Annotated in this window: 16 protein-coding genes; 11 read left to right on the top strand and 5 right to left on the bottom strand. The window is 64.1% G+C overall.

The window, feature by feature from the left end:
* Positions 1-60 precede the first annotated feature (60 nt).
* The 3 genes from clpB to rluD form a co-directional block, all read right to left on the bottom strand.
* Positions 61-2,625, bottom strand: coding sequence for an ATP-dependent chaperone ClpB (gene clpB, locus SD196_RS04570; protein ID WP_275610257.1), 2,565 nt, complete (start codon positions 2,623-2,625; stop codon positions 61-63).
* A 274-nt stretch (positions 2,626-2,899) separates the two neighbouring features.
* The gene (gene pgeF / locus SD196_RS04565) at positions 2,900-3,625 is read right to left on the bottom strand and encodes a peptidoglycan editing factor PgeF (RefSeq protein WP_343574985.1); all 726 of its coding nucleotides are present in this window, start codon (positions 3,623-3,625) and stop codon (positions 2,900-2,902) included.
* On the bottom strand, positions 3,622-4,581 hold the full coding sequence (gene rluD, locus SD196_RS04560; protein ID WP_275610255.1) for a 23S rRNA pseudouridine(1911/1915/1917) synthase RluD: 960 nt from the start codon (positions 4,579-4,581) through the stop codon (positions 3,622-3,624). The genes pgeF and rluD overlap by 4 nt, the downstream gene beginning before the upstream one ends.
* Before the next feature lie 149 nt (positions 4,582-4,730).
* Here rluD and SD196_RS04555 point away from each other — a divergent pair, with 149 nt between their 5' ends.
* The 4 genes from SD196_RS04555 to SD196_RS04540 all read left to right on the top strand — a co-directional run bounded on the left by SD196_RS04555 (position 4,731) and on the right by SD196_RS04540 (position 9,065).
* Positions 4,731-5,756, top strand: a complete 1,026-nt coding sequence (locus SD196_RS04555) for an outer membrane protein assembly factor BamD (RefSeq protein ID WP_275610254.1) — start codon at positions 4,731-4,733, stop codon at positions 5,754-5,756.
* Positions 5,757-5,893: 137 nt separating this feature from the next.
* Positions 5,894-6,130, top strand: coding sequence for a PP0621 family protein (locus tag SD196_RS04550; RefSeq protein WP_275610253.1), 237 nt, complete (start codon positions 5,894-5,896; stop codon positions 6,128-6,130).
* A complete protein-coding gene (locus SD196_RS04545) occupies positions 6,120-7,709 on the top strand; it encodes an ATP-binding protein (RefSeq protein ID WP_275610252.1) in 1,590 nt (529 codons plus the stop codon). Before SD196_RS04550 ends, SD196_RS04545 begins: the two co-directional genes overlap by 11 nt.
* 15 nt (positions 7,710-7,724) lie before the next feature.
* Positions 7,725-9,065, top strand: coding sequence for a sigma-54-dependent transcriptional regulator (locus SD196_RS04540; RefSeq protein WP_275610251.1), 1,341 nt, complete (start codon positions 7,725-7,727; stop codon positions 9,063-9,065).
* 12 nt (positions 9,066-9,077) lie between these two features.
* On the opposite strand, the gene thiO is transcribed toward SD196_RS04540, so the two are convergent.
* The gene (thiO, locus tag SD196_RS04535; RefSeq protein ID WP_275610250.1) at positions 9,078-10,187 is read right to left on the bottom strand and encodes a glycine oxidase ThiO; all 1,110 of its coding nucleotides are present in this window, start codon (positions 10,185-10,187) and stop codon (positions 9,078-9,080) included.
* Between the two features lie 189 nt (positions 10,188-10,376).
* On the opposite strand from thiO, the gene SD196_RS04530 reads away from it, so the two are divergent.
* From SD196_RS04530 to SD196_RS04500, 7 genes are all read left to right on the top strand, one after another.
* A complete protein-coding gene (locus tag SD196_RS04530) occupies positions 10,377-10,889 on the top strand; it encodes a GspH/FimT family pseudopilin (RefSeq protein WP_343574994.1) in 513 nt (170 codons plus the stop codon).
* Positions 10,890-11,039: 150 nt separating this feature from the next.
* The gene (locus SD196_RS04525) at positions 11,040-11,522 is read left to right on the top strand and encodes a GspH/FimT family pseudopilin (RefSeq protein ID WP_343574996.1); all 483 of its coding nucleotides are present in this window, start codon (positions 11,040-11,042) and stop codon (positions 11,520-11,522) included.
* An 8-nt stretch (positions 11,523-11,530) separates the two neighbouring features.
* Positions 11,531-12,091 (top strand): type IV pilus modification protein PilV, encoded by a 561-nt coding sequence (pilV, locus tag SD196_RS04520; RefSeq protein WP_275610247.1) that lies wholly within the window; start codon positions 11,531-11,533, stop codon positions 12,089-12,091.
* The gene (locus tag SD196_RS04515; RefSeq protein ID WP_331318228.1) at positions 12,088-12,936 is read left to right on the top strand and encodes a PilW family protein; all 849 of its coding nucleotides are present in this window, start codon (positions 12,088-12,090) and stop codon (positions 12,934-12,936) included. Before pilV ends, SD196_RS04515 begins: the two co-directional genes overlap by 4 nt.
* Positions 12,933-13,559 carry a PilX N-terminal domain-containing pilus assembly protein gene (locus SD196_RS04510; RefSeq protein WP_343575001.1) on the top strand — a complete coding sequence of 209 codons (627 nt, stop codon included), beginning with the start codon at positions 12,933-12,935 and terminating at the stop codon, positions 13,557-13,559. The genes SD196_RS04515 and SD196_RS04510 overlap by 4 nt, the downstream gene beginning before the upstream one ends.
* An 11-nt stretch (positions 13,560-13,570) precedes the next feature.
* Positions 13,571-17,305 carry a pilus assembly protein gene (locus tag SD196_RS04505; RefSeq protein ID WP_343575004.1) on the top strand — a complete coding sequence of 1,245 codons (3,735 nt, stop codon included), beginning with the start codon at positions 13,571-13,573 and terminating at the stop codon, positions 17,303-17,305.
* 29 nt (positions 17,306-17,334) lie between these two features.
* Positions 17,335-17,754, top strand: a complete 420-nt coding sequence (locus SD196_RS04500) for a type IV pilin protein (protein WP_275610243.1) — start codon at positions 17,335-17,337, stop codon at positions 17,752-17,754.
* Positions 17,755-17,792: 38 nt separating this feature from the next.
* Here the strand turns inward: SD196_RS04500 and ispH are convergent, their stop codons facing one another.
* Positions 17,793-18,737: a 4-hydroxy-3-methylbut-2-enyl diphosphate reductase gene (gene ispH, locus SD196_RS04495; protein ID WP_343575007.1), complete on the bottom strand. Its 945-nt coding sequence runs from the start codon at positions 18,735-18,737 to the stop codon at positions 17,793-17,795.
* Between the last annotated feature and the right edge of the window lie 92 nt (positions 18,738-18,829).

The raw sequence follows: 18,829 nt of genomic DNA, 5'->3' as shown, positions 1-18,829 counted from the left end.
CCCGTGCAGGTCCTGACAAGAAAAAGCCCCGCAGTGCGGGGCTTTTTCTTGTGCAGTGGATCAGGAGAAGACGATCTCGTCGTTCTCCACCTTGGCGTGGATCTTCGCGCCCGGCAGGAACTTGCCGGCCAGGATCAGTTGCGCCAGCGGGTTCTCGATCCAGCGCTGGATCGCACGCTTGAGCGGGCGTGCGCCGTAGACCGGATCGAAACCGACGGCGATCAGCTTGTCCATCGCCTCGCTGCTCAGCTCCAGGCTCAGTTCGCGCTCGGCCAGGCGCTTGCGCAGGCGACCCATCTGGATCTGGGCGATGCCGGCGATCTGCTCGCGGGCCAAGGGTTCGAAGACCACCACCTCGTCGATCCGGTTGATGAACTCCGGACGGAAGTGCGCATTCACCGCATCCATCACCGCCGCACGCTGGGCTTCGCGGTCGCCGACCAGTTCCTGGATCTGCGCCGAACCGAGGTTGGAGGTCATCACGATCACGGTGTTGCGGAAGTCCACGGTACGGCCATGGCTGTCGGTCAGACGGCCGTCTTCCAGGACCTGCAGGAGCACGTTGAAGACATCCGGGTGAGCCTTCTCCACCTCGTCCATCAGCACCACGGAGTACGGCTTGCGGCGCACCGCCTCGGTCAGGTAGCCACCCTCTTCATAGCCGACATAGCCCGGAGGCGCTCCGATCAGACGGGCCACGGAGTGCTTCTCCATGAACTCGGACATGTCGATGCGCACCAGCGCCTCCTCGGTGTCGAAGAGGAATTCGGCCAGGGCCTTGCACAGCTCGGTCTTGCCCACCCCGGTCGGGCCGAGGAAGAGGAAGGAGCCACTCGGACGATTCGGGTCGGCGAGACCGGCACGGGAACGACGCACCGCGTTGGCCACGGCCACCACGGCCTCGTTCTGGCCAATGACGCGCTTGTGCAGCTCGTCTTCCATGCGCAGCAGCTTCTCGCGCTCGCCTTCGAGCATCTTGGACACCGGGATGCCGGTCCACTTGGACACGACCTCGGCGATTTCCTCGTCGGTCACCTTGTTGCGCAGCAGCTGGTTCTCGGTCTTGCCGTGCTGGTCGACCATCTGCAGGCTGCGCTCCAGGTCCGGAATGGTCTGGTACTGGATGCGCGCCATGGTTTCCAGGTCGCCCTTGCGCCGGGCCGCTTCCATTTCCTGCTTGGCCTGCTCGATCTTCTGCTGGATCTGCGCGGAACCCTGGACCTCGGCTTTCTCCGACTTCCAGATTTCCTCGAGGTCGGCGTACTCGCGCTCGAGCTTGGCGATGTCTTCTTCCAGCTTGGCGAGGCGCTTCTTGGTGGCCTCGTCGTCTTCCTTCTTCAGCGCCTCGCGCTCGATCTTCAGCTGGATCAGCCGGCGATCCAGACGATCGAGCTCCTCCGGCTTGGAGTCGATCTCCATGCGGATGCGGCTGGCGGCCTCGTCGATCAGGTCGATGGCCTTGTCCGGCAGCTGGCGGTCGGTGATATAGCGATGGCTGAGCTTGGCCGCGGCGATGATCGCGCCGTCGGTGATGGTCACGCCATGGTGTACCTCGTAGCGCTCTTTCAGGCCACGCAGGATGGCGATGGTGTCTTCCTCGCTCGGCTCGTCCACCAGCACCTTCTGGAAGCGGCGCTCCAGGGCGGCGTCCTTCTCGATGTACTGGCGGTATTCGTCCAGAGTGGTGGCGCCCACGCAGTGCAGCTCACCACGGGCCAGGGCTGGCTTGAGCATGTTGCCAGCGTCCATGGCGCCCTCGGCCTTGCCGGCGCCGACCATGGTGTGCAGTTCGTCGATGAACAGGATGATCCGGCCTTCCTGCTTGGACAGTTCGTTCAGAACCGCCTTCAGGCGCTCCTCGAACTCGCCGCGGAACTTGGCGCCGGCAATCAGCGCGCCCATGTCCAGCGCCAGCAGGCGCTTGTCCTTCAGGCCATCGGGCACTTCGCCGTTGACGATGCGCTGGGCCAGACCCTCGACGATGGCGGTCTTGCCCACGCCGGGCTCGCCGATCAGAACGGGGTTGTTCTTGGTGCGGCGCTGCAGGACCTGGATGGTCCGGCGGATTTCGTCGTCACGGCCGATCACCGGGTCGAGCTTGCCGTCCTCGGCGCGCTTGGTCATGTCGACGGTGTACTTGTCCAGCGCCTGGCGCGACTCCTCGGCGTTCGGGTCGTTGACCGCCTCGCCGCCGCGCAGGTTGGCCACGGCGTTTTCCAGGGCTTTCTTGGACACGCCCTGGCTACCCAGCAGCTTGCCGAGCTTGGTGCTGTCGTCCATAGCGGCAAGCAGCACCAGTTCGCTGGAGATGAACTGGTCGCCCTTCTGCTGGGCCAGGCGGTCAGCCTGGTTGAGCAGGCGCGCCAGGTCCTGCGACAGGTTCACATCGCCGGTGGGACTCTGGATCTTCGGCAGCGAGTCCATTTCCTTATTGAGGGCGCTGCGCAGGGCTGGGATATCGAAGCCGACCTGCATCAGCAGGGGCTTGATCGAACCGCCCTGCTGTTCCAGCAAGGCGGAAATCAGGTGCACCGGCTCGATGGCCGGGTGGTCATGTCCAACGGCCAGGGACTGGGCATCGGAGAGTGCAAGCTGCAGCTTGCTGGTCAAACGGTCTATTCGCATGAGGGTCGTCCTTCCTTTCTATAGCGGGCCGGAGCGATGAGTGCTCCTGGTCACGACAAAGCCCGCCGGGATGCCAGATAGATAAGGACGATTTTGGTCGGTTCAAGCCATTTGGCCATGACACCCGTCAGTTCGTGCTTTCGAAAGAACCGTATGAGCGGACCTGCGAGCCACTTGCGGGGCGGAACCTGTAGCAGCGAACTTGCTCACGAACTTCGCCTGACACCACGGCATCAAGCGCTTCGCGAGCAAGCTCGCTCCTACAACAAGCCAGTCAGGCGAGCCAGATCAGGCTGGCCAGGCGACCGGTACGGGAACTGCGGCGGTAGGAATAGAAGCGCTCGGTATCGGTGAAGGTGCACAGACCGCCGCCGTAGACCGCCGTCACGCCCTTGGCGGCGAGACGGATGCGCGCCAGCTCGTAGATGTCGGCCATGTACTTGCCGGCATTGGCGCTGGGCAGGAAGGCGCGTTCGGCTTCAGCGTGATCCTTGAGGAAGGCGTCGCGCACTTCCGCGCCGACCTCAAAAGCCTGTGGACCGATGGACGGGCCGAGCCAGACCAGCAGTTCGCCCGGCGCAACGCCCAGGGCGTCGACCGTAGCTTCCAGAACGCCGCCGGCCAGCCCGCGCCAGCCGGCATGGGCAGCGGCAACGCGGGTGCCGGCGCGGTCGCAGAACAGCGCTGGCAGGCAATCGGCGGTCATGATGGTGCAGGCCACACCGGGGGTCTCGCTCCAGCTGGCGTCCGCGGTGGCAACAACGGACGGATCGGCTTCGACCACATCGATGCCATGCACCTGGCTCAACCACGCCGGCTGGCAACCCAGCTCAGCAGTCAGGCGCCGACGGTTTTCCGCAACGGCCGCCGGCTCGTCGCCGACATGGTCCCCCAGGTTGAAGCTGTCGAAGGGCTCCGCGCTGACGCCGCCGGCCCGGGTGGTCACGCAGGCGCGAACATTCACCGGGGCCCGCCAGTCGGGCGTCAGCCAGGGGTTCATACGAAGGACTCGTTATCCTGCCGCAGCAGGCTCAGCAGCCAGGTGAAGTCATCCGGCAGCGGCGACTCCCACTTCATCCGCACGTTAGTCGCCGGGTGGTCCAGCTCCAGGAAGCGCGCATGCAGGGCCTGGCGCGGGAAGTCGCGCAGGGATTCGATCAGGGTCGGGCTCGCTCCCGGCGGAATGCGGAAACGCCCGCCGTAGGTGGGGTCGCCTACTAGCGGGTGGCCGATATGCGTCATATGGACGCGGATCTGGTGGGTACGGCCGGTTTCCAGCTTCACTCGCACGTGGGTATGGGCGCGGAAGCGGTCCAGCACGCGGTAATGGCTGACGGCGACCTTGCCGGCGTCCACCACGGCCATCTTCTGTCGCTGCACGCCATGGCGGCCGATCGGCGCATCGACGGTGCCGCCGGAGACGATCACGCCGGTGACGATGGCTTCGTAGATCCGACTGACGGTACGGGCCTGCAACTGCGCGACCAGGTTGGTGTGGGCTTCGAGGGTCTTGGCCACCACCATCAGACCGGTGGTGTCCTTGTCCAGGCGATGCACGATGCCGGCGCGCGGCACGTTGGCCAGGTGCGGCACGTGGTGCAGCAGCGCGTTGAGCAGAGTGCCGTCCTGATGGCCGGCGGCGGGGTGAACCACCAGGCCGGTCGGCTTGTCGATGACCAGGATGTGGTCGTCTTCATAGACGATGTCCAGCTCGATGTCCTGGGCTTTCCACTCGCCCTGGGCTTCCAGCTCCACCTGCAGTTCCAGGCGCGAGCCGGCGTGAACGGTGTCACGCGGACGCAGCACGGCGCCATCCACCTTTAGGCGGCCGTCCTTGATCCAGCTGGCCAGGCGCGAGCGGGAGTGATCGGAGAAGAGCTGGGCGGCGACCTGGTCGAGACGCTGACCACCGAGGTCGAACGGCACTTCTGCCGCGAGTTGGATGATATCGGACATGGCGGGACACGAAGGGCGCGCGGCCTTTTGGTTCGGCTGCGCGCTGTGGTTAAATACGGGGCCTTTGTCCCAGGGGTATCCCCCTGGGGCGCCAATCATAACAGACGGTTGCGGCCGCGACAGCCGACCGTCCAGGGACGCAAGCCGCCATGCAAGTGAAACACCTGCTGCTGATCGCCATCCTCGCCTTCGTCACCGCCTGCTCCTCCAAGGGCGAGAAGGTGGATGAGAACCTGAGCGAAAGCCAGCTGTACCAGCAGGCCCAGGACGATCTGAACAACAAGAGCTACACCAACGCCGTGGCCAAGCTGAAGGCGCTGGAGTCCCGCTACCCGTTCGGTCGCTATGCGGAACAGGCTCAGTTGGAGCTGATCTACGCCAACTACAAGAACATGGAGCCCGAGGCCGCGCGTTCCGCCGCCGAGCGCTTCATCCGCCTACACCCGCAACACCCCAACGTCGACTACGCCTATTACCTCAAGGGCCTGGCCTCCTTCGATCAGGACCGTGGCCTGCTGGCGCGCTTCCTGCCGCTGGACATGACCAAGCGCGATCCGGGTGCCGCCCGTGATTCCTTCAACGACTTCGCGCAACTGGTCAGCCGCTTCCCGAACAGCCGCTACGCCCCGGACGCCAAGGCGCGCATGATCTACCTGCGCAACCTGCTGGCCGCCTATGAAGTGCACGTCGGCCACTACTACCTCAAGCGCCAGGCCTATGTCGCCGCCGCCAACCGTGGCCGCTACGTGGTGGAAAACTTCCAGGAAACCCCGGCCGTCGGCGATGGCCTGGCGATCATGGTCGAAGCCTACCAGCGCCTGGGCATGAACGACCTGGCCGATTCCAGCCTGCAGACCCTGAAGCTGAACTACCCGGACAACCCGAGCCTGAAGGACGGCCAGTTCGTCCCGCGCGAGGACGAGGCCGACAACCGTTCCTGGCTGGCCAAGGCGACCCTGGGCCTGATCGAGACCAACGACGCCCCGCCGCACATGGAAACCCAGGCGAGCAAGGACGTGATCAAGCAGTACGAAGACGCCGAGCAGCAGATCCCGGCGGAGCTCAAGCCGGAGAACCAGTCGGACGTGCAGGAAGAAGAGCACGAATCCGAAGGCAACAGCGGCAGCAACGACCGCTCCTGGTTCAGCTACATGACCTTCGGCATCTTCGACTGAATAGCGAAGATGCGCTGATCAAGGGAGGCTTCGGCCTCCCTTTTTCGTGGGCGATCGTCCGCCGGCGCGGACCACGTCTCTGTGCGCGAACCCACGCCTTGGATACACTGCGGCTCTCTATGGAATAAGGGAACGCCATGACCCGCCTGCTGTTCTGGATCCTACTGTTCGCGCTCGGCTGGTGGCTGTGGCGTAAGGCCACCCGCCCCGCCCGCCCCAGCACACCGGAGCCCCGCGAGGAGCAAACGGTGCCCATGGTGCGCTGCGCACAGTGCGGAGTGCACGTCCCACGCAGCAATGCCCTGCAGGACGAGAGCAACTGGTACTGCAGCCGCGCTCATCTCGAGCAGGACCGTGCAGACCGTGGCCACTGAAGGCATTTCGCTCACCGGGCAGGGACGGCGCGTCCTGCGCCTGTATCACCTGTACCGCCTGACCATCGGTCTGGTCCTGGTACTGCTGATTTCCAGCAACCTTGACGGCGAAGTCCTCAAGCTCGCCCACACCGAACTGTTCCACATCGGCTGCTGGACCTACCTGGTGGTGAACATCCTGATCGCCGTCCTGATGCCGGCGCCCCGGCATCTGATGCCGCTGTTCATCCTGGCGGCACTCGACGTGCTGATGCTCAGCGGGCTGTTCTACACCGCCGGCGGCGTCCCCAGCGGTATCGGCACGCTGATGGTGATCGCCGTCGCCATCGCCAACATCCTGCTGCGCGGCCGGATAGGCCTTTTGATCGCCGCATTGGCGTCCATCGGGCTGATCTACCTGACCTTCTACATCAGCCTTACCCAGGAGATCGCCTTCAACCACTATGTACAGGCCGGCGGGCTGGGCGCCCTGTGCTTCGCCTCGGCGCTGCTGATCCAGGCGCTGGCGCGCCGCCAACAGGTCATCGAAAACCTCGCGGAACAACGGGCCGCCACGGTAGCCAACCTCGAAGAACTCAACGCCCTGATCCTCCAGCGCATGCGTACCGGCATCCTTGTGCTGGACGATCAGCAGCGCGTGCTGCTGGCCAACCAGAGCGCCACCACACTGCTCGGCGGACAGGAACTGACAGGGCAGCCGCTGGCCGAGCACAGCCCGGCGCTGCTCAACAGCCTGCGGCTGTGGCAGCAGAACCCCGCCCTGCGGCCCCCCAGCCTGCAACCACACGACACCGCGCCCAGCGTGCAGCCTGCCTTCATCCCCCTGCACCGCGGCAATGAACAGCACACCCTGATGTTCCTCGAGGACATCTCGCAGATCGCCCAGCAGGCTCAGCAGCTCAAGCTCGCCTCGCTCGGCCGCCTGACCGCCGGCATCGCCCATGAGATCCGCAACCCCCTGGGCGCCATCAGCCACGCCGCGCAATTGCTGCTGGAGTCCGAAGAGCTCGATCCGCCGGATCGACGACTGACACAGATCATCCAGGACCAGTCGCGGCGGATGAACCTGGTGATCGAGAACGTGCTACAGCTTTCCCGCCGACGCCAGGCGGAACCCCAAGCGCTCGACCTGAAATACTGGCTGCAACGTTTCGTCGACGAACAGCGTGAGGGGCTGCGCGAAAACCAGCAGCTGCATGTCGAAACCGGGCCCGGCGCTGTGCAGACGCGCATGGACCCGCATCAGCTGACGCAGGTGCTGACCAATCTGGTCCAGAATGGGTTACGGTACAGCGCCAAGAAAAACGGCACTGGCCAGGTGTGGTTGCGCCTGTTCCGCGACAGCGAAACCGACCTGCCGATCCTGGAAGTCCTCGACGATGGCCAGGGCATTGCTGCGGAGCAGCGGGGGAGGCTGTTCGAGCCGTTCTTCACCACCGAAAGCAAGGGCACAGGTCTTGGGCTGTACATCTCCCGGGAGCTCTGTGAAAGCAACCAGGCGCGCCTGGACTATAAAACGCGTGACGAGGGTGGCAGTTGCTTCCGCCTCACCTTCGCCCATCCACGCAAACAAAGCTAAGAACACGCAATGAGCATGAGTCGTCAAAAAGCCCTGATCGTCGATGACGAACCCGATATCCGCGAGCTGCTGGAGATCACCCTCGGCCGCATGAAGCTGGATACCCGCAGCGCCCGTAACGTCAAGGAAGCGCGCGAATTCCTGGCCCGCGAGCCGTTCGACTTCTGCCTCACCGACATGCGCCTGCCCGACGGCACCGGGCTGGATCTGGTGCAGTACATCCAGCAGCGCCATCCGCAAACCCCGGTGGCGATGATCACCGCCTTCGGCAGCCTGGACACCGCCGTGCAGGCACTCAAGGCCGGCGCCTTTGACTTCCTCACCAAGCCGGTCGACCTGGGACGCCTGCGCGAGCTGGTCAGCACGGCGCTGCGCCTGCGCTTCCCCGATGCCGAAGAGGCACCGGTGGACAACCGACTGCTGGGCGACTCGCCCCCTATGCGGCAGATGCGCAACCAGATCGCCAAGCTGGCGCGCAGCCAGGCACCGGTCTACATCAGCGGCGAATCCGGCAGCGGCAAGGAACTGGTCGCCCGACTGATCCATGAACAGGGCCCGCGCGCCAATATCGCCTTCGTCCCGGTGAACTGCGGCGCGATTCCTTCGGAGCTGATGGAAAGCGAATTCTTCGGCCACAAGAAAGGTAGCTTCACCGGCGCCGTGGAGGACAAGCAGGGGCTGTTCCAGGCCGCCAACGGCGGCACCCTGTTCCTCGACGAGGTTGCCGACCTGCCCCTGCCCATGCAGGTCAAACTGCTGCGGGCGATCCAGGAGAAGGCCGTGCGCGCCGTCGGCGGCCAACAGGAAAACTCAGTGGACGTGCGCGTCCTCTGTGCAACCCACAAGGACCTCGCGGCGGAAGTCGCCGCCGGCCGTTTCCGCCAGGACCTCTACTACCGCCTGAACGTCATCGAACTGCGCGTCCCGCCGTTGCGCGAGCGCCGCGAGGACATTCCGCTGCTCACCGAACGCGTACTCCAGCGCCTGGCCGGCGATGCCGGGCTGCCCGTGGCGACAGTCAGCCCGGACGCCTTGGAGAAGCTCAAGAGCTACCGCTTCCCCGGCAACGTGCGCGAGCTGGAGAACATGCTCGAGCGCGCCTACACCCTGTGCGAGAACGATGTGATCCAGCCGCAGGACCTGCGCCTGGCCGAAACCAGCACCGGTGGCGACAATGGCGGGCAGGCCAGTCTCGCGCAGATCGACAACCTCGAGGACTACCTGGAGGAGATCGAGCGCAAGCTGATCATGCAGGCCCTCGAAGAGACCCGCTGGAACCGCACCGCGGCAGCACAGCGACTCGGGCTCACCTTCCGCTCGATGCGTTATCGGTTGAAGAAGCTGGGGATCGACTGATCCCCACTGGACTCAGACGATGGGCGTCGCTACCAGGCGCCCTTCCGGCGCGTAGGGCGCCGCCTCGATGATCGGCGGGCGCTGCTGCATCAGGTCCGCCAGCAACTGGCAGGACGCCGGCGCCAGCACCAGACCGTTGCGGTAATGCCCGGTGTTCAGCCACAGGCCGCGATGGCCCGACACCTCGCCAATGAACGGAACGCCCTGCGGCGACCCCGGACGCAAGCCCGCCCAGTGCTTGACCGGCTCCTGCTCCGCCAACGCGGGGATCAACTCTTCCGCCGATGCACGCAGACTGGCCAGCGCTTCAGCGGACGGCGTCTTGTCGAAACCCGCGTGCTCCAAGGTGCTGCCCACCAGGATGTGGCCGTCGCGCCGGGGAATCGCATAACGCCCTTTGGCCAGCACCATGCTGGAGAGGAAGTCGGGCGCGCAGCGGTACAGGATCATCTGCCCTTTCACTGGCTCCACCGGCAGCTCCAGCCCCAGCTTCGCCAGTAACTGACCGCTCCAGGCGCCCGCTGCCAGCACGACCGAATCCGCAGTGAAATCGCCCTGTGCGGTACGCACACCCTGTACCCGCTCTCCGGCTTGAAGGAAGCCGGTCACCTCGACCTGCTCGCGCACGGAAACGTTCGGCATGCGCACCAGCGCTTCGCGCAGCGACCTGGCCAGGCGTGGGTTGCGCACATTGGCAACGCCGGACATGTACACAGCCCGGCTGAACCCCGTCCCCAGCACGGGTACGGCATCGTGCACGGCGGAAATGCTCACCTCCGACAGCGGACGCCCCTGGGCACGGGCCCAGGCCAGCGCTTCATCCTGGTCGTCCAGATCGAGCCAGTACAGGCCGGTCACGTGCACTTCCGGGTCCACCCCGGTGTCCGCCAGCAGCCGCTGGCCGAGGCCTGGATAGAAGTCCTGCGACCAGTGCGCCAGATTGGCCACGGCCCGGCTGTAGCGCCAAGGATAGAGCGGCGAAACGATCCCGCCGCCGGCCCAGGAAGCCTCACGCCCGGTCTCGCCGCGTTCCAGCAGCAATACCTCGGCCCCGGCCTGCCCCAGGGTCCAGGCCGACAACAGCCCGACGACCCCGCCGCCCACCACGATCACATCCGGCATACAACGCCCCCACATCACTTACGGAAAACCAAAGGGAAATCGGCAGTCGAGCACTATACCGGGCAACGGGAGCGACCGGGTGACGGGCGACAACTACAACCACCCCGGAAGCGCCCTACAACGGTTTCAGACGCCACAAAACAGGCAGCCCCAATACTCCCTGACAGACCCACGAACCAGGGACGGGACATGTTCAAACGCAACGGTTTCAGCCTCATCGAACTGCTGGTGACCCTGGCAGTCCTGGCCATTGCCCTCTCCCTCGCGGCGCCAGGATTCGGCCGACTCCTGGAGGAGCATCGGCTGCAGGTCGCCACGCAGGAGCTGCAGAGCGCACTGAATCAGGCACGCACGACGGCCGTGCTGAGCGGGCAACCGGTTAGCATCGCGGCCTTGGATGGAAACTGGGAACAAGGCTGGACGCTGTTCGTCGACCGCAACAACAACGGTATTCGTGAACCCTCCGAGCAACTGCTGGCGACTCACACGGCCATTTCGCCCATCACCGTTATCCCCGACAGCACCTCCCGCCGCTACGTCCACTACACACCTGGCGGCTACAGCGCCCAGCCCAACGGGGCATTCCATTCCGGGCACTTCGTGCTCTGCGCCAGTACACAATCTGCAGCCCGGATCGTGATCAACAGGGCCGGAAGAATTCGTCGGGAATCCAGCGAGGCGGACCCACTTTGCCCCCACTGACATGCGTCACACTCGCATCGCGACACCTGTCACATATGAGCAAATCGCATGACCGAACATCGCGCTATCGCGAACGGTCATCCGTCTAGATAGGACTTTTCCTACGACAGACGGCAGCATTGCCGCGACTTAAAACGCGAGGAATGCGCCATGTCGCGCCCCAAGGGATCGGCCGGATTTACGCTGGTCGAACTGATGATCGTGGTGACCCTGCTGGCGATTTTCGCCACGCTGGCCGTCCCCAGCTTCACCTCGACCATCGAACGCAATCGTCTGCAAACCCAGGCAGATGAGTTGAAGTCCCTCCTGCTCTATGCCCGAGGCGAAGCCGTGAGCCAGAAGACCACCATCACCGCCTCCGGCAGCGATGACGTCTGGAGCGTCAAGCGCGGCGACGGCGATGCGCTGCGCCAGCTCAAGAGCAATCCCGAGCTCGCCCAGGTCCGGGCCAGCGCCGACGAGATCAAGTTCAGGAGCAACGGTACGGCAACGGCAACCACCTTCACGGTCTGCCACAACGACGACACCGCCACGGGGCTTTATCTGGAGGTCCAGGCAAGCGGCGCCATCAAGCTGTTCCGTCAGGGGACGAAGGATGCCAGCGAGACGCCCCTGGACAGTTGCACCCTGTGAGGAACGCCATGACGACCAGCAAAGGCTTCAGCCTGATCGAGGTGCTCGTGGCGCTGCTCCTGACCACCGTCGGCGTACTCGGCATGGTGGCGCTGCAAGGGCGCAGCATCCAGTACACCCAGGATTCCGTACAGCGTAACGCCGCCGTCGAACTGACCAACGACCTGATCGAGATCATTCGCGCCAACCCCCAGGAGCTTTTCAGCAACACGCCACCGAAGACTCCCATGAACAGTGCAATGAAGACCGCCTCTCTGTTCTACAAGGCTGAGGGGAAAGACTTCTCCGGCCGCCAGAACTGCGTGTCCAGCCCGACCCGTATCGCGAAAACGGCGCAGGAGCAGCGCGATTGCTGGGCCGACAAGGTCAAGACAGCACTGCCCGGCGGCGCGGACCTCTTCGCCAGCGACATGTACATCTGCCGCAGTCCCTCCCCCGGACAGTGCAACGCGAATGCCGGCTCGATGATCGAAATCCGCCTCGCCTGGCAGGTACGGGAGGGCACCTGCCTGGACGCCGCAGAAACCGACGCCACCGTTTGCACCTACACCGTTCGAGTAGAGCCATGACCAGCACCAAGCGCCAACTCGGCCTGTCGATAGTCGAGCTGATGATCGCGCTCGCAATCAGCAGCTTCCTGATCCTCGGCATCACCCAGATCTATCTCGACAACCGGCGCAGCTACGCCTTCCAGCAGAACCAGGCGGGCAACCTGGAAAACGGTCGTTTCGCCACGCTGACGATCAATCATTACCTGGGCAAGGCAGGCTACCGCCGCAATCCTTCCACGCTGCTCGAAACAGTTTTTCCCGCCCGCGCCGCCGGGGGTGGATGCCAGGCTTTCAAAGCCGGGCACGCCATCACCGGGCTCGCCGCCAGCGAAGGCACCGGTTTCTGTATTCGCTACCAACCGCAAGCCAGCGAGGAGCTGGACTGCCAGGGCGAGGCTAGTGGCGTCGAATACGACAAGGCCTTTCCGTCGGCGCCCGCTTCCGAAGGCGACCTGACCCTTCTGGCATTCAAGTACGAACCGAGCGAGGGCGCACTTCAGCAAGGCCGCCTACTGTGCAAGAGCCTGAACACCGCCACTCCCCAGTATGGTGAACTGCTCACCGGTATCGCCGATCTGCGCCTGGACTTCGGAGTCGGCAGCAACGACGTCATGGAGAAGAAGGTGTCGTCCTATATCCCGCAAGCCGACTGGTCGCCGGACAGCGGCGCCATTCGAAGCGTGCGCTACGCCTTGCTGCTCGCGAGCCGCGATAGGCAGCGCGACAGCGACGATTCGAAAGTGCTCAGCGACTGGCTGGCTACCGCAGCGGACGCTACCAAGAGCCGCATCCAGAAAGCGGACAATAAAAGCCTCTATCAGGTTGCCAGCAGCACCCAGACCATCAGGAACTTCATGCCATGACAGCCCCTACCCGCAACTCCCAGCGCGGTGCGGTACTGCTCGTCGCGCTCGTCATGATGCTGCTGCTCACCTTGCTGGCCATCGGAAGCATGCGCGGCGTGACCATGGAAACACGCCTCACTGCCCATCGTGCCCATGACACGAAACTGCAGAATGTTGCCGATGCGGCCCTGCGCGAGGCCGAGTTCCGCTTCTATGGTCCGGGCTACCTCGTCGAGAAGCTGGAAGCCAGCGCCGACAACTGCAGCAAGTCGAACACTTTGAAAGCCAATGGCCTGAACAAGCCGTGCCTGCTGGCGATCAACGACGCCCACCTGCTCACCTTCGTCGATCAGCCCCAGGAAGCTACCGACGACTTCCTCAAGTCCGAATCCCAGGGCGGCCTGCTCTGGATGCCCTATCGCGGCACCGACCCAGGGACCACGACCCAAGCCAATACCCAGTACCCGGCCTCCTGGAACAGCATCCTGGCGGTCGAAACCGGAAACACGGCGGTCAACGCGGAATACGGCATGGCCGCGGAAGGCCAGGGCACCTACTTCTACCTCAACAATGGCAAGGCAGGGGACGCCCTCTATCTCCAGTCGACACACGCCAATATCTATCTTGGCCTTAATAATTAATGGCTGACATCATGCACCGTTCTCGTCTTCACCCCTGCATCAAGACGCTCTCCTGCGCAGTGTTCGGCGTCACCCTGCTCTGCGCCGCCAACTCCTTTGCCGCCGTCTCCCAGAGCCCTCTGAGCCTGACCGTGGGTGTCGCCCCCAACATGCTGCTGACACTCGACGACTCCGGCAGCATGCGCTGGGCCTTCGCCCCGGACAACAAGAACAGCTACAGCGCCACCCGGCGCGCCAAGTCCAGCGCCTTCAACCCGCTCGCCTATAACCCCGCTGTGACTTATCGCGCCCCGATCGTGTTCGACACCTCGGGCAATGAAGTCCCGCTGAGCACCAGCTTTACCTCGGCGAAGGTCAACGGCTACAACAGCGCACGCGGCACCATCAATATGTCCAACGACTACAAGGTCACCTGGACTTACGTGCTCGAAAGTGGGCAAGCCACGAGCTACGGCTACAGCAGCACCAGTAACCGACTGGCGGAAAACCCGGCAGCTGACTTCCAGGCATCCGTCACCGCGACCGTCGATGGCACCACGACTGTGACCACACCAGGCGGCATCGATTTCACCTTCAAGCGCACCTCTACCCAGACTTGCGGGAGAAGATGCACCACGACAGTCAGTTGCACCGCTTCCGCCACCGTACCAGGCTCCACCAGCGCCATTGCCACGGATTGCAGCGTGAACGGCAATACGCTGTCGGCCAGCCTCGCTCAAAAAGGAGTTCCGGCCTACTACTACACCTACAACTCCACTAATGCCGGTTGCACCACCGCTAACGACGACTGCTACAGCCTGAGGTTCGTAACGTCTGCCGAGCAGCAGAACTTCGCGAACTGGTATTCGTTCTACCGAAACCGCGCTCTGGCGACGATCTCGGCCGCGGCGCTGGCCTTCTACGACCTGTCTCCTGCGGTGCGCCTGAGCTGGCAAGGCCTGGGTCGCTGCGTCAGCTTCGACGGAACCGACAGCAACTGCCGGGACAACACCTTCCAGGCCTATACGCCAGCGCACAAGGGGCAACTGTATGCCTGGCTGCAGAACATCAACTTCGACCAGAGCACATACCTGCCAGCGGCAATGAAGCGCGCGGGCGAATTCCTCAAGACGGCCACACCCTGGCAGAAGACGCCCGGCGGCACCGGCAACACCTCGCAAAATACCTATGCCTGCCGTGCCAGCTACCAGATCATGATGACGGACGGTCTGTGGAACGAATCGGCCAGCGCGCCAAGCGACTTCCGCCACGACGCCGGCACCTTCAACCTGCCGGACGGCCGGGCATACAGTCAGGGCGCCCCTTACTACGACGCCACGTCCAACACCCTGGCTGACCTCGCCATGCACTACTGGTCCACGGACCTCAATACCAACCTGGCCAACAAGGTGCCGGCCTACACGCCCTTCAAGAGCAACAACACCACGACCGATTACTGGGATGCCCGCAATGACCCGGCGACCTGGCAACACATGTCCAACTTCATCATGGGCCTGGGACTGTCCGAAGCGCTAAATCGCACGAACATTCCCTGGGATGGCGCCACCCACAAGGGGGCCGGCTATGCCGCCCTGGCCGCCGGTACGGCAACCTGGCCACCGGCTGCCGCCTCGGGCGACAACGCCGCCAACAACGTCTACGACCTGTGGCACGCCGCGATCAACTCGCGCGGCGAGTTCTTCAGCGTGGACAGCCCGGAGGCCATGGTACAGGCCTTCTCCGACATTCTTTCGCGCATCGCCGACCGCAAGTCCACCGCCGCACGCCCGGCCATCAACTCCGGCCAGGTCAGCACGGACGAGAACGACAACGGCACGGTCAAGACCGTTTCCTACCAAACCTCCTACGCCAGCGACGACCACTGGTCCGGGGACGTGAAGCGCTTCGAGAAAACCTGGAACGCCCAGAGCAACGCTTTTGAAACCACCCAGATCTGGAGCGCCAAGGCGGGCGTGCCCAGTTGGCAGAGCCGGGCGATCAAGATAGCGGGAAATTCCAACAGCGGGCTGGTCGACTTCGCCTGGGAAAATGCAGGCACCAGCAGCACCACCGGCAGCCTGGCCAACCTGCTTAGCCGGGACCCGGCAAACGCCAATGCCGCCGACACCCAGGGACAGCAGCGCCTGGAATACCTGCGTGGCAACCGTAGTGGCGAAGGCACCACCTTCCGTCAGCGCAGCGGTGTCCTGGGTGACTTCTACTCCTCCAGCCCCGCCGTCGTGAATGGCCCCCGTTACCTGGTCAGCTTCAGCAACCGTCTGGAGGGAAACACCGCCTACTCCACCTTTGCGACCGCCATTGCCGACCGCTCGCCCCGTGTCTACGTGGGCGGCAACGACGGCATGCTGCATGGATTCAATGCCCTTACCGGTGCCGAGGAGTTCGCGTTCATCCCAAGCGCCGTGTTCGCCAAGCTGAACAAGCTGACCAGCGCCAACTACAGCCACGAGTTCTATGTGGAAGGCACTCCCGTCGTCGCCGATGTGTACGACGGCAGCGAATGGCGCACGGTCCTGGTCGGCACCCTGAAGGGCGGTGGCAAGGCCATCTTCGCCCTGGACATCACCACGCCCGGGCAGGAGAAACTGCTGTGGGAGTTCGACGACAGCCGCCTTCCCAATGATGCGGCGGTGAAGATGGGCTACAGCTTCTCGCAACCGACCATCGCTCGCCTGCATACCGGTAAATGGGCCGTGGTCTTCGGCAACGGCTACGAAAGCGACGGCAACACCAACGGCAAGGCCGCCCTGTTCATCGTCGATGCGATGCAAGGCACCTTGCTCAAGAGCCTGGAAGTCGAAGGTACCGACGGGGTCGCCAACGGCCTGTCCACCCCCAAGCTCGGCGACTACAACGCCGACGGCGTGGCCGACTACGCCTACGCGGGCGACCTGCAAGGCAACGTCTGGCGCTTCGACCTGCTACGCAACGGCCGGAGCACCACCACCCCATTTACCACCGAGGACGACGGCGAGAACGCCATCGCGGCCTTCGAAGTGGCCTATGGAGGCAAACCGCTGTTCAAGGCCGTGGCGGATACCGGCAGCCGGCAGCCCATCACCTCCGCCCCCAGCCTGGTACGCCACCCGACCGGTACGGGCTACCTGGTGATCTTCGGCACGGGAAAGTTCTTCGACACCGACGACAAGGAAGGCGACAAGAGCATGGCCCAGAGCGTCTACGGCATCTGGGACAAACAGACCCTGGGCGAGGAAGCCAGCAACCCCGCCATCACCCGCGGCAGTTTGCAAGCGCAGAGCATTGTTACGCAAACCACTGTTGCCGCCGATGGAACAACCCGGCAAGGGCGTGTGATCAGCGACAACAACGTGCGCTGGCAGGCCTCGGGCAGTCAGTCCGCGCAGAACGGCTGGTACCTGAACCTGACCCGGACTGACGGTGAAATGGTTGTGGAAAACATGGCGCAACTGGGGCGGACCCTGTTCTTCCAGTCGCTGGTGCCCAATGACGACCCCTGCGGTGACGGCGCCGCCAACTGGACTTACGCGCTCAACCCTTTCACCGGAGGCAGAACACCCCAGCACGCCTTCGATTACCAGCCCACAGGCGACGTCGGCACCAGCAACATCTCGGCGATCCGCCAGGACGGTGAAGGCGGCGGGACCATCTCCCAGAACTCGGACAGCTCGTACCAGTACTGCACCGGACAGGAGTGCGTGAACATCCACCCGGACCCGACCAGCCTCGGTCGACAGAGCTGGCGCAGAGTCGAGGACCAGGAATGAGCCGCAACCCAGCTTCAACGGAGTATTTGATGAAACGTGTTCAGACCGGCTTCACCCTGCTTGAAGTCATGATCGTGGTGGTCGTCATCGGCATCCTCGCCGCCATCGCCTATCCGAGCTACGAGGAGTACGTCAAACGGGGAAACCGGGCGGAAGGCCAGGCCGCATTGAACGATGCCGCGGCGCGCCAGGAGCGCTACTTCGCCCAGAACAACAGCTACGTGACCAGCACCGCCGACATCAGCAAGCTGGGCATGCGCACCGACGGCAGCAACACAATCTCCGAGACCGGCAAGTACCGGCTGCAAGTGGCGGGAGGCGGCGGAGGCTACACGCTGACCGCCGTTCAACAGTTCGGTGATACCAAGTGCGGCAATCTGACCCTGAACGCCCAGGGTGAGAAAGGAAGAACCGGCAGCGGCAAGACCACCGAGGATTGCTGGCGCTGAGCCAAAGAAAAAGCCCGCCGTATGGCGGGCTTTTCATGTCACACAGCCTTCACCCGCAATTCCTTGGGCATCGAGAAAGTAATGTTCTCCTCCCGGCCATCCAGCTCAACCTCGGGCTCCCCGCCCCAGTCACGCAACTGCTGGATCACACCGCGCACGAGGACTTCCGGGGCCGAAGCGCCGGCGGTGATGCCGATGCGCTGCACGCCATCGAACCATTCCTTCTTCAGGTCCTCGGCGCCATCGATCAGGTAGCCCGGGGTGCCCATGCGCTCGGCCAGCTCGCGCAGGCGGTTGGAGTTGGAGCTGTTCGGGCTGCCCACCACCAGCACCAGGTCGCATTGGTCGGCCAATTCCTTCACCGCGTCCTGGCGGTTCTGGGTGGCGTAGCAGATGTCGTTCTTGCGCGGGCCCTGGATGTGCGGGAATTTCGCCCTCAGGGCGTCGATCACCTTGGAGGTGTCGTCCATGGACAGGGTGGTCTGGGTCACGAAGTGCAGCGCCTCGGGGTTGCGAACCTCCAGTGCGGCCACATCCTTCTCGTCTTCCACCAGGTAGATGGCGCCGCCGTTGGAGTCATCGTACTGCCCCATGGTGCCCTCCACTTCCGGATGGCCTTCGTGGCCGATCAGGATGCATTCGTGGCCGTCGCGGCTGTAGCGCACGACTTCCATATGCACCTTGGTCACCAACGGGCAGGTCGCATCGAAGACCTTCAGACCACGGTTCTCGGCTTCCTTGCGCACAGCCTGGGAGACACCGTGGGCGCTGAAGATGACGATGGTGTCGTCCGGCACCTGGTCGAGTTCCTCGACGAACACGGCGCCGCGGTTGCGCAGGTTTTCCACCACGAACTTGTTGTGCACCACTTCATGGCGCACGTAGATCGGCGGGCCGAACACGTCGAGGGCGCGGTTGACGATCTCGATCGCCCGGTCGACGCCGGCGCAGAAGCCGCGGGGATTGGCGAGTTTGATTTGCATGGTGGCCTCGGGTGCTAAGCAAGCCGGCCCACTAGGGGCCGGCAGGAGTTCTTCGCCGGGTGCACAGCGGCCCGTTTACACGGACCGCCTGC

Origin of the sequence: Pseudomonas macauensis (genome assembly GCF_047902425.1) — a bacterium.
Lineage (GTDB): Bacteria > Pseudomonadota > Gammaproteobacteria > Pseudomonadales > Pseudomonadaceae > Pseudomonas.
The sequence above is the reverse complement of the archived record's forward strand: the minus strand, read 5'-3'. Positions and strand labels throughout refer to the sequence as shown.

Excerpts from the sequence above, each read along its gene's own strand:
- SD196_RS04530 (WP_343574994.1), top strand. The coding sequence starts at position 10,377 with ATGTTCAAACGCAACGGTTTCAGCCTCATCGAACTGCTGGTGACCCTG.
- clpB (WP_275610257.1), bottom strand. The coding sequence starts at position 2,625 with ATGCGAATAGACCGTTTGACCAGCAAGCTGCAGCTTGCACTCTCCGAT.
- SD196_RS04505 (WP_343575004.1), top strand. The coding sequence starts at position 13,571 with ATGCACCGTTCTCGTCTTCACCCCTGCATCAAGACGCTCTCCTGCGCA.
- SD196_RS04540 (WP_275610251.1), top strand. The coding sequence starts at position 7,725 with ATGAGTCGTCAAAAAGCCCTGATCGTCGATGACGAACCCGATATCCGC.
- rluD (WP_275610255.1), bottom strand. The coding sequence starts at position 4,581 with ATGTCCGATATCATCCAACTCGCGGCAGAAGTGCCGTTCGACCTCGGT.
- SD196_RS04500 (WP_275610243.1), top strand. The coding sequence starts at position 17,335 with ATGAAACGTGTTCAGACCGGCTTCACCCTGCTTGAAGTCATGATCGTG.
- SD196_RS04555 (WP_275610254.1), top strand. The coding sequence starts at position 4,731 with ATGCAAGTGAAACACCTGCTGCTGATCGCCATCCTCGCCTTCGTCACC.
- pgeF (WP_343574985.1), bottom strand. The coding sequence starts at position 3,625 with ATGAACCCCTGGCTGACGCCCGACTGGCGGGCCCCGGTGAATGTTCGC.
- ispH (WP_343575007.1), bottom strand. The coding sequence starts at position 18,737 with ATGCAAATCAAACTCGCCAATCCCCGCGGCTTCTGCGCCGGCGTCGAC.
- SD196_RS04550 (WP_275610253.1), top strand. The coding sequence starts at position 5,894 with ATGACCCGCCTGCTGTTCTGGATCCTACTGTTCGCGCTCGGCTGGTGG.
- thiO (WP_275610250.1), bottom strand. The coding sequence starts at position 10,187 with ATGCCGGATGTGATCGTGGTGGGCGGCGGGGTCGTCGGGCTGTTGTCG.
- SD196_RS04525 (WP_343574996.1), top strand. The coding sequence starts at position 11,040 with ATGTCGCGCCCCAAGGGATCGGCCGGATTTACGCTGGTCGAACTGATG.
- SD196_RS04510 (WP_343575001.1), top strand. The coding sequence starts at position 12,933 with ATGACAGCCCCTACCCGCAACTCCCAGCGCGGTGCGGTACTGCTCGTC.
- SD196_RS04515 (WP_331318228.1), top strand. The coding sequence starts at position 12,088 with ATGACCAGCACCAAGCGCCAACTCGGCCTGTCGATAGTCGAGCTGATG.
- pilV (WP_275610247.1), top strand. The coding sequence starts at position 11,531 with ATGACGACCAGCAAAGGCTTCAGCCTGATCGAGGTGCTCGTGGCGCTG.